Raw genomic sequence first — 9355 nt, forward strand, 5'->3', positions numbered from 1 at the left:
CGGCCGCGTTGTCCTGCTCAATGATTTGCTTACTGTCTTTGACGCTGTCTTCCTGGGCGTCGGCACCGTTCGGTCCGTGCGCGGCGGCGGATCGTCATCAGGATTGTCGCCTTCCGGCTCAGCGTCATCAGGACGATCGCCATCAATAACCGACATGACCGTCTCTTCCTGCCCCTGCAAAGGCTCCCCGGTCTCCTGCAATTCATAAGCAGGTTCCGGCTCGAACATCGTGCCTGCGCCGTTCTCACGCGCATAGATCGCCAGCACGGCCGCAATCGGCACCGTCACCTGACGCGGCACGCCGCCGAAGCGCGCGTTAAAGCGCACTTCATCATTGCCCAGCTCCAGATTGCCCACTGCGCGCGGCGCAATATTCAATACAATCTGTCCGTCGCGGGCATATTCCAGCGGCACCAGCACGCCAGGCTGATTGATGTCCACCACCAGATGCGGCGTCAGCTGATTATCCAGCAACCACCCATAGAAGGCGCGCAGCAGGTAAGGACGACGTGCGGTAAGTTGAGACATTTCCATAGCCGTTAGCCCCGGGCTTGCAGGCGCATTTCGCGTTCCGCTTCGGTCAACGAAGCGAGGAAAGAGTCACGCTCGAAAACGCGCGTCATATAACCTTTCAGCTCTTTAGTACCGCTGCCGGTGAGCTCCACGCCCAGCAACGGAAGACGCCACAGCAGCGGCGCCAGATAACAATCCACCAGGCTGAACTCTTCGCTCAGGAAGAACGGCGTGCGGGTGAACAGCGGCGCAATCGCCAACAGTTCTTCACGCAGCTGCTTACGCGCCGTTTCTACCTGTTGTCCGGTACCTGTTTCGATAGTGCGCATCAGGCTGTACCAGTCCTGCTCGATACGATGCATCATCAGACGGCTTTCACCGCGCGCGACCGGATAAACAGGCATCAGAGGCGGATGCGGAAAGCGTTCGTCGAGGTATTCCATAATGATGCGTGATTCATACAACGTCAGCTCACGATCGACCAGCGTCGGCACGGTGCGATACGGGTTGAGGTCAATCAGATCCTGCGGCAGATTATCCATTTCAACCTGCTCGATCTCTACGCTGACACCTTTTTCTGCCAGTACGATACGCACCTGATGGCTGAAAATGTCAGTCGGACCAGAAAACAGCGTCATTACCGAACGTTTGTTGGCAGCGACAGCCATGAAAACCTCCAAGTTTATCCAGAATACAGTGCGAATAGCCAACCGCGCGGCGACTAACCTGCTTGACGAAACCACCCGCTGACCGAAGCTGCGTCAATCCCCCTTCCTGTCAGGATTATCATCCACAGCTATCCGTTTAACGGGCGCAAAGTGTCAGTCAGTTTACCAGATTTTAAGCAGTTTGTGGGGAGAGGAAAGAAGATTTGCCGGTAAAAAGGCGTGATTAACCCGCGTTTCACTGACTTTTACGTATAAAAAAACCCGGCGCAGAGGCCGGGTTTTTTGTAACTGTATTCTGCCGAAGCAGAAACAATTAACGTTTGGAGAACTGCGGACGACGACGTGCTTTACGCAGGCCGACTTTCTTACGTTCAACTTCACGAGCATCACGGGTAACGAAGCCTGCTTTACGCAGTTCGCCACGCAGGGACTCGTCATACTCCATCAGAGCGCGGGTGATACCGTGACGGATCGCACCAGCCTGACCAGAGATACCACCACCTTTAACGGTGATGTACAGATCGAATTTACCAACCAGATCCAGCAGTTCCAGCGGCTGACGAACTACCATGCGGGCAGTTTCGCGACCGAAGTACTGTTCCAGAGAACGCTGGTTGATAACGATGTTACCGCTACCCGGCTTGATGAAGACGCGAGCGGAAGAGCTTTTGCGGCGACCAGTGCCGTAGTTTTGAGTTTCAGCCATTGCCTGTAATCCCGATTAAATGTCAAGAACTTGCGGTTGCTGTGCCGCATGGTTGTGCTCATTGCCCGCGTAAACTTTCAGTTTACGGTACATAGCACGACCCAGCGGGCCCTTTGGCAGCATGCCTTTAACCGCGATTTCAATCACACGCTCAGGACGGCGAGCAATCATCTCTTCGAAGGTCGCTTGCTTGATACCACCGATGTGACCGGTGTGATGGTAATAAATCTTGTCGCTACGCTTGTTACCGGTTACGGCAACTTTATCAGCGTTCAGAACGATGATGTAATCACCGGTATCGACGTGCGGAGTGTATTCCGCTTTATGCTTACCACGCAGACGACGAGCCAGTTCAGTCGCTAAACGACCTAAAGTTTTGCCCGTCGCATCAACTACGTACCAGTCACGTTGGACGGTTTCTGGCTTAGCTGTAAAAGTTTTCATCTAAAAGCTTACCCAAATTAAGTTACACGTTGGTGAAATCCCAAACGCTTGAATAAACGGTTGAGGCTCACACGACCTTATCGACCAGCAAGCCCACCCCCTCGGACAGTTTTGCCGGTGCTACAAAGTTTCTGGGAAAAAAAACCTTGTCGTAACGTGGGGTCGCAAGATTATAGAGAAGTCATTGCCAAAGATCGATCACTTTTCATCAAAAAATGCGCGAGTCTCAGGAAAGATGTTTCAGGCGCAAATACTCTTCGCTCTGCATCTCCTGCAGGCGCGAAAGACAGCGCTGATATTCAAATTTCAGCCGCTCGCCCTGGTAAATTTCAAACAGAGACGTCTCCGCCGACACCACCAGCTTGACGTGGCGCTCATAAAACTCGTCCACCAGCGCCAGAAACCGGCGAGCACGATCTTCGCTGCGCGCCGTCATGACCGGCACGTTTAGCAGCAGCACGCTGTGAAAGCGACGCGACAGCTCAATATAGTCGTGCTGGCTACGCCCTTCGCCGCAGAGCGTGGCGAAATCGATCGCCAGTACGCCCTTCTTCACGCCCTGCGTCGGCAGCTGACGATGATTGATCTCCAGCACCGGCTGCTCATCCGCCGCCTCGCCCGCCAGGGCGACGAACATCCGCGACATCGTCTGACGCGTCTCGTCATTCAATGGCTGCATCCAGAGGTGCGCCGACGTCAACGTACGCAGACGATAATCGACCCCGGCGTCGACGTTCATGATGTCGCAATGCTGCTTAATCTGTTCGATAGCGGGCAAAAAGCGCGCACGCTGCAGGCCGTTGCGGTAGAGATCGTCAGGCGGAATATTCGAAGTGGCGACCAGCGTGATGCCGCGTGCGAACAGCGCCTCCATCAGGGTGCCCAGCAGCATCGCATCGGTGATATCGGAAACAAAGAACTCATCGAAGCACAGCACGTCCGTCTGCGCTTTGAAGCGGTCAGCGACTATTTCCAGCGGATCGCTTTCTCCCTGCAGCGCGGTGAGTTCTTCATGCACCCGCAGCATAAAGCGATGGAAATGGAGTCGTAGCTTGCGCTCGCCAGGAATAGACTGAAAAAACAGATCCATTACCCAGGTTTTGCCCCGTCCTACGCCGCCCCACATATAAAGGCCGCGCACCGGCGGCTCGCCGCCGTTTTTCTCCTTGCCCAGCAGTTTGCTGAGCTTGCCGCGCCAGCCGTTCGCCGTCGGCATAGTCTGCGATCTGTCGCTTAACGCCCGCTGGATGGCGTCCAGGCGGCTGATTGCGGCGCGCTGTACGTCATCAGGCTGATATTCACCTTGTGCAAGCGCCTGCTCATAACGCGCCAGGGGGGACATCGTTTGCATTATTAACCCTGCTTCCCTAAAAAATGTCAGGTCACTGCCTGTTTGTCGAAAAAAAGTCCGTTCTACACTAAGCGATGCTGCCGCAGGATTCCACTTCCATAAGATTAACGGTTATAGTGGCTATTATTGAAGTGGAACGCCCTACGGAACAACGAGGACACTACGGGAGTCATTATGACCTGGGAATACGGGCTAATTGGTTTAGTCATTGGCATTATTATCGGCGCGGTCGCCATGCGTTTTGGCAATAAAAAATTGCGCGAACAGCGCAGCATGCAGTACGAACTGGAGAAATCCAAAGCGGAGCTGGCGGACTATCGCCAGGAGCTGACTAACCATTTCGCTCAGAGCGCCGAACTGCTGGATAATATGGCGCGCGACTACCGCCAGCTTTATCAGCATATGGCGAAGGGTTCCAACGATCTGCTGCCGGACCTGCCGGGCGAGAAAAACCCGTTCGCCTATCAGCTTACCGAAGCGGAAGCGGACAACGATCAGGCGCCGGTGCAAATCCCGCGTGATTATTCAGAAGGCGCATCCGGCCTTCTGCGTGGCGAACGTACGCCGCGCGACTGATAAACCAGGGCGCATCCGCGCCCTTTTCCCTTTTATTCGTCAGGCCTGATAGCCATATCCGGCACGCAAATCATCTACTATCTTCCTTCAGTTGAGCAGCGAGAGCGTCGTAACGATGAAGAAAAAATCATTATTGTTGAGCGCGGTAGCCCTGACCGTTGGCATGAATCTGACCGTGGCGCCTTCCGCCATGGCGATGCTGCCGGCTCAGGTACAAAATCAGCCTCTGCCCAGCCTGGCGCCGATGCTGGAGAAAGTGCTGCCCGCGGTGGTCAGCGTGCATGTTGAAGGCACGGCGACAGACGATCAGACGCAGGATCTGCCGGAGCCGTTAAAGCGTTTCTTCGGTCAGGATCAGGGCGAAGATGCGCAGCCGCAGCCGTTCGAAGGTTTAGGTTCGGGCGTGATCATCGACGCGCAAAAAGGCTATGTGCTGACCAACAACCATGTGGTGAACGGCGCCAATAAGATCAGCGTCCAGCTGAGCGACGGCCGCGAATATGACGCCAGGCTTATCGGCCGCGACGAACAGACCGACATCGCGTTGATTCAGCTACAGGGCGCCAGCAACCTGACGCAGGTTAAGGTGGCTGACTCCGACCAGCTGCGCGTAGGCGATTTCGCCATCGCCATCGGCAACCCCTTTGGGCTTGGACAGACCGCCACTTCCGGGATTATCTCCGCACTGGGACGCAGTGGCCTGAATCTTGAAGGGCTGGAAAACTTTATTCAGACCGACGCCGCCATCAACCGCGGCAACTCCGGCGGCGCGCTGGTGAACCTGAACGGCGAGCTGATCGGCATCAACACCGCGATTCTCGCCGCCAGCGGCGGCAATATCGGCATCGGCTTCGCTATTCCGGGCAATATGGCGATGGAGCTGGCGCAGCAGTTGATCGCCACCGGCGAAGTGAAGCGCGGCCAGTTGGGCATCAAGGGCACCGAAATGACCGCCGATATGGCGCGCGCCTTTAATGTCGATGCCCAGCGCGGCGCCTTCGTATCGGAAGTGCTGCCGAAATCCGCGGCGGCGACCGCAGGCATTAAAGCGGGCGACATCATTACTTCGGTAGATGACAAGCCGATTACCAGCTTCGCCGAACTGCGGGTGAAAATCGGCACCACGCCGCCGGGCAAAGAGGTGAAAATCGGCCTGCTGCGTGAAGGGAAGCCGCTTAGCGTAACGGTTAAGCTCGACGCCAGCGCGCGCACCATGTCCAGCGATGAACTGATGACGCCTGCATTGCAGGGCGCGTCGCTCAGCGACGGCCAGTTGCCGGACGGCAACAAAGGCGTGAAAGTCGACAGCGTGCAGAAAGGAACCCCGGCAGAGCAGATCGGCTTGCAGAAAGATGACGTGATTATCGGCGTCAACCGCACTCGCGTGCAGGGTCTGGATGAGATGCGCAAAGTGCTGGCCAGCAAGCCGCCGTTCCTGGCGCTGAATGTGGTGCGCGGCGGCGAAAGCATCTATCTTCTGCTGCGTTAAAAATACCGGCGTATCATATCGCGGACACAACCCGTGTGTGTCCGCGAAACTCGTGATATTCTGCCCCGGATCTTTCCTGATATAACTTAACATCATGTTTCTTAAACTCTTGCGTTCGGTAGTTCTGGGGCTGATCGTCGCAGGTATTTTACTGGCGGCCATGCCTGCGTTGCGTATTGGCACCGGCTTACTTTCCGAGCCAGAAAGCAGCGCCGATCAAACGCCCTTCAGCTTTAATCAGGGCGTGCGCCGCGCTGTTCCTGCGGTGGTCAACGTTTATAACCGCAGCGCGGCAAGCAGTAACGGACGCGGGATTACGACGCTCGGCTCCGGCGTCATCATGAATAATAAAGGCTATATCCTGACCAACCGCCACGTCATCAACGGCGCCGACCAAATTATCGTCGCGCTCCAGGATGGCCGTTTCTTTGAGGCGATGCTGGTGGGGTCGGACAGCCTGACCGATTTAGCGGTATTGAAAATCACCGCCGCCAACCTGCCGGTGATCCCGATTAACCGTGATCGCGTCGCACACGTAGGCGATATCGTGATGGCGATTGGCAACCCTTATAATCTTGGGCAGACCGTAACGCAGGGCATTATCAGCGCCACAGGCCGCGTCGGCTTAAGCCCTTCCGGACGCCAGAACTTTCTCCAGACCGACGCCTCGATTAACCGTGGCAACTCTGGCGGCGCGCTGATTAACTCGCTCGGCGAGCTAATGGGCATCAATACCCTGTCGTTTGACAAGAGCAACGACGGCGAAACGCCGGAGGGCATCGGCTTCGCTATTCCCACCGCGCTGGCCACTAAAATCATGGATAAGCTGATCCGCGACGGGCGCGTTATTCGCGGCTATATCGGCATTACCGGCCGTGAGGTGCCGCCGCTGCACGGCCAGAACGCGGGCCTCGATCGCATTCAGGGCATCGTGGTAAACAACGTAGCGCCGGATGGCCCGGCGGCGAAAGCCGGCATTCAGGCCAACGACCTGATTGTCAGCGTTAACGGCAAGCCGGCGGTGTCCGCGCAGGAAACGATGGATCAGGTCGCGGAGGTGCGTCCCGGCTCGGTTATTGAAGTGCAGGTGATCCGCAACGATCGCAAACTGACATTGCCAGTCACTATTCAGGAATACCCGGCGCAGGGTTGACCGCTACAAATGCAAAAGGGAGCCTTCCGGCTCCCTTTTTTACGGCGGTCGTTAACTTATTTAACGAACTCTTCGCCCAGCTGAATATCTTTTTTCAGCGTATCCAACATGCCTTCCAGCGCCTTCTGCTCGAAGTCGCTCAGCGTGCCGATAGCACGACGCTCGGCGATGCCCTCTTTGCCCAGCAGCAGCGGCTGAGAGAAGAAGCGCGCATATTCGCCGTCGCCCTCGACATAGGCGCACTCAACCACATTGCTTTCGCCCTGCAGCGCGCGTACCAGCGACAGGCCGAAACGCGCCGCCGCCTGGCCCATCGACAGCGTCGCCGATCCGCCGCCCGCTTTCGCCTCCACCACTTCGGTGCCGGCGTTCTGAATGCGTTTAGTCAGGTCGGCTACTTCCTGCTCGCTGAAGGAGACGCCGGGGACCTGAGAAAGCAGCGGCAGAATGGTGACGCCGGAGTGACCGCCGACGACGGGCACGTTCAGCTCGGTCGGCTGCTTGCCTTTCAGTTCGGCGACAAAGGTATTGGAACGGATGATATCCAGCGTGGTGACGCCGAACAGACGATTCTTATCGTAAACGCCCGCTTTTTTCAGCACTTCGGCAGCGATAGCGACAGTGGTGTTCACCGGGTTGGTAATAATGCCGATCAGCGCTTTCGGACAGGTTTTCGCTACCTGCTCAATCAAATTACGTACGATGCCCGCATTGACGTTAAACAGATCGGAGCGGTCCATACCGGGCTTACGCGCCACGCCTGCGGAAATCAGCACCACATCGGCGCCCTGCAGCGCAGGCGTCGCATCTTCACCGCTGAAACCTTTGATTTTAACCGGCGTAGGAATGTGGCTTAAGTCAACGGCCACACCGGGCGTAACGGGAGCGATATCGTACAGGGAGAGTTCTGAACCCGCAGGTAACTGGGTTTTAAGCAGAAGTGCGAGTGCCTGGCCGATACCACCAGCCGCACCGAGAACTGCAACTTTCATCCTAAACTCCTTATTATAGTGAGCAGAAAAATGCCGGGATCCAGCGGGGTAACATGCTGGACGGCCTGAGAAGCAATAGCGAGGACGTTGTCATCGTTTTGCGGGTCACAGCACAAACAGCCTGCAAAACGGGTGAGAATGACCGCATTACGTACAGGCCCGATGCTGACCGTAACTGGATGCAGACACATTAATCAGCTGTACCTTACACCGTTCATGTTTAGCAGAACAACATCAATTTTATAACAATCCCTTCACTTCGTCTGCCATAGCTATGCGTTCGCAGTAAATTTTATCTTGGGCGAAATTCTGCTAAAATGCGCGCCCTGCACGCGGTAACGCAGATCGTCCCCGCTGCGGATTTGCATAAACATTCATCTAAATGCATAATAATGTATCGCCTGCTGGCCGGGCTTCACTGCATTTTCATATTATCGGTAGCCTATGCGTAACCCATCGAAACAAGAAGATCTGATCAAAGCGTTCAAAGCTTTACTGAAAGAAGAAAAGTTTAGCTCGCAGGGTGAGATCGTGACCGCACTGCAGGAAGAGGGCTTCGACAACATCAATCAGTCGAAAGTGTCCCGAATGCTGACCAAGTTCGGTGCGGTGCGTACCCGTAACGCCAAAATGGAGATGGTTTACTGTCTGCCGGCCGAGTTGGGCGTGCCGACCACCACCTCTCCGCTGAAAAACCTGGTGCTGGATATCGACTATAACGATGCGCTGGTGGTGATTCATACCAGTCCCGGCGCGGCGCAGCTGATTGCGCGCCTGCTTGATTCTCTCGGCAAAGCGGAAGGCATCCTGGGCACTATCGCCGGTGACGACACCATCTTTATTACGCCCGCACGCGCCTTTACCGTGAAGCAACTTTATGAAGCGATACTGAACCTGTTTGAACAGGAGCTGTAAGCGCACAAGATCATTAGCGCCGCGCCGCTAATGATCTTTCTATCGACCTTCCCCTTCTTTATCGCACCTTCCTCTTTAACGCTTCATTGCGGAATGGAATAACGCCGCTGCGCTTTCCCCTGCTGTTAACGACTATATTCGCATTTTGTGCTACCACGAGACCTTTGTCTCAGCTCATACTTCTGTTGTCACCTGTTATCCAGGGTTTTACACCAACAAACAAAGCACGAATAGATAAATTCTCTCATGTTGCTGTTTTAACGTGGATTTAACGTTATGCGAACAAAAATTAGACTGTTTTTATAACTAAACGCGATAAAAATGTGCTTACGCGCTAAGTTGTCACCACAAAACATTATTAGCGGAATATTAATTTCAGTCGTTATTAGATCTATACTTGTTTTCGTGATGAGAATCACAAAATGAATAAAGAGAAAAACCAAAGACGAGGAACAGATCAATGAACGTTAAAACTACTATCGCCGCAGTAAGCCTGCTTTCTGTGCTGTCGTTCGGCGCTTTCGCCGCCGAATCCGTTACCGCTGAAC

9 protein-coding genes and 3 pseudogenes are annotated in these 9355 nt (G+C 55.1%); 6 read left to right on the plus strand and 6 right to left on the minus strand.

The annotated features are described in order from the left end of the window. Window positions 1–88: pseudogene (locus tag MYY08_RS13590) on the plus strand (FAD-dependent oxidoreductase); the annotation flags it as partial. On the opposite strand, the pseudogene sspB reads toward MYY08_RS13590, so the two are convergent. The 5 genes and pseudogenes from sspB to zapE form a co-directional block, all read right to left on the minus strand. Further along, window positions 70–534 (minus strand): annotated as a pseudogene (gene sspB / locus MYY08_RS13595) (ClpXP protease specificity-enhancing factor); the annotation flags it as partial. The pseudogenes MYY08_RS13590 and sspB sit on opposite strands and share 19 nt — an antisense overlap. Window positions 535–539: 5 nt before the next feature. Continuing rightward, window positions 540–1181: a stringent starvation protein SspA gene (gene sspA, locus MYY08_RS13600; RefSeq protein WP_038628812.1), complete on the minus strand. Its 642-nt coding sequence runs from the start codon at window positions 1179–1181 to the stop codon at window positions 540–542. Window positions 1182–1494: 313 nt separating this feature from the next. After that, window positions 1495–1887 carry a 30S ribosomal protein S9 gene (gene rpsI, locus MYY08_RS13605; RefSeq protein ID WP_038628814.1) on the minus strand — a complete coding sequence of 131 codons (393 nt, stop codon included), beginning with the start codon at window positions 1885–1887 and terminating at the stop codon, window positions 1495–1497. Between the two features lie 15 nt (window positions 1888–1902). Further along, on the minus strand, window positions 1903–2331 hold the full coding sequence (rplM, locus tag MYY08_RS13610; RefSeq protein ID WP_038016830.1) for a 50S ribosomal protein L13: 429 nt from the start codon (window positions 2329–2331) through the stop codon (window positions 1903–1905). A 226-nt stretch (window positions 2332–2557) separates the two neighbouring features. Further along, on the minus strand, window positions 2558–3682 hold the full coding sequence (zapE, locus tag MYY08_RS13615) for a cell division protein ZapE (RefSeq protein ID WP_038628817.1): 1125 nt from the start codon (window positions 3680–3682) through the stop codon (window positions 2558–2560). Between the two features lie 174 nt (window positions 3683–3856). Here zapE and zapG point away from each other — a divergent pair, with 174 nt between their 5' ends. The 3 genes from zapG (at window position 3857) to degS (ending at window position 6900) form a co-directional block, all read left to right on the plus strand. Next, the gene (gene zapG / locus MYY08_RS13620) at window positions 3857–4258 is read left to right on the plus strand and encodes a Z-ring associated protein ZapG (protein WP_038628819.1); all 402 of its coding nucleotides are present in this window, start codon (window positions 3857–3859) and stop codon (window positions 4256–4258) included. Window positions 4259–4373: 115 nt separating this feature from the next. Beyond that, on the plus strand, window positions 4374–5747 hold the full coding sequence (gene degQ, locus MYY08_RS13625) for a serine endoprotease DegQ (protein WP_288014574.1): 1374 nt from the start codon (window positions 4374–4376) through the stop codon (window positions 5745–5747). 94 nt (window positions 5748–5841) lie between these two features. Beyond that, complete coding sequence (gene degS / locus MYY08_RS13630) at window positions 5842–6900, plus strand: outer membrane-stress sensor serine endopeptidase DegS (RefSeq protein WP_190296430.1); 1059 nt, start codon at window positions 5842–5844, stop codon at window positions 6898–6900. Between the two features lie 56 nt (window positions 6901–6956). On the opposite strand, the gene mdh is transcribed toward degS, so the two are convergent. Then, window positions 6957–7892 (minus strand): malate dehydrogenase, encoded by a 936-nt coding sequence (mdh, locus tag MYY08_RS13635; RefSeq protein ID WP_038628825.1) that lies wholly within the window; start codon window positions 7890–7892, stop codon window positions 6957–6959. Window positions 7893–8336: 444 nt separating this feature from the next. Between mdh and argR the strand changes: the two genes are divergently transcribed. Continuing rightward, complete coding sequence (gene argR, locus MYY08_RS13640; RefSeq protein ID WP_038628827.1) at window positions 8337–8807, plus strand: transcriptional regulator ArgR; 471 nt, start codon at window positions 8337–8339, stop codon at window positions 8805–8807. Between the two features lie 460 nt (window positions 8808–9267). Continuing rightward, window positions 9268–9355, plus strand: a pseudogene (locus tag MYY08_RS13645) (hypothetical protein); the annotation flags it as partial.

It is taken from the genome of Mixta sp., from assembly GCF_024610815.1.
GTDB lineage: Bacteria > Pseudomonadota > Gammaproteobacteria > Enterobacterales > Enterobacteriaceae > Mixta > Mixta calida.

What these genes read in the sequence shown, in the direction of transcription:
- sspA (WP_038628812.1), bottom strand. Translation starts at nt 1,181, where the DNA reads ATGGCTGTCGCTGCCAACAAACGTTCGGTAATGACGCTGTTTTCTGGT.
- rpsI (WP_038628814.1), bottom strand. Translation starts at nt 1,887, where the DNA reads ATGGCTGAAACTCAAAACTACGGCACTGGTCGCCGCAAAAGCTCTTCC.
- rplM (WP_038016830.1), bottom strand. Translation starts at nt 2,331, where the DNA reads ATGAAAACTTTTACAGCTAAGCCAGAAACCGTCCAACGTGACTGGTAC.
- zapE (WP_038628817.1), bottom strand. Translation starts at nt 3,682, where the DNA reads ATGCAAACGATGTCCCCCCTGGCGCGTTATGAGCAGGCGCTTGCACAA.
- zapG (WP_038628819.1), top strand. Translation starts at nt 3,857, where the DNA reads ATGACCTGGGAATACGGGCTAATTGGTTTAGTCATTGGCATTATTATC.
- degQ (WP_288014574.1), top strand. Translation starts at nt 4,374, where the DNA reads ATGAAGAAAAAATCATTATTGTTGAGCGCGGTAGCCCTGACCGTTGGC.
- degS (WP_190296430.1), top strand. Translation starts at nt 5,842, where the DNA reads ATGTTTCTTAAACTCTTGCGTTCGGTAGTTCTGGGGCTGATCGTCGCA.
- mdh (WP_038628825.1), bottom strand. Translation starts at nt 7,892, where the DNA reads ATGAAAGTTGCAGTTCTCGGTGCGGCTGGTGGTATCGGCCAGGCACTC.
- argR (WP_038628827.1), top strand. Translation starts at nt 8,337, where the DNA reads ATGCGTAACCCATCGAAACAAGAAGATCTGATCAAAGCGTTCAAAGCT.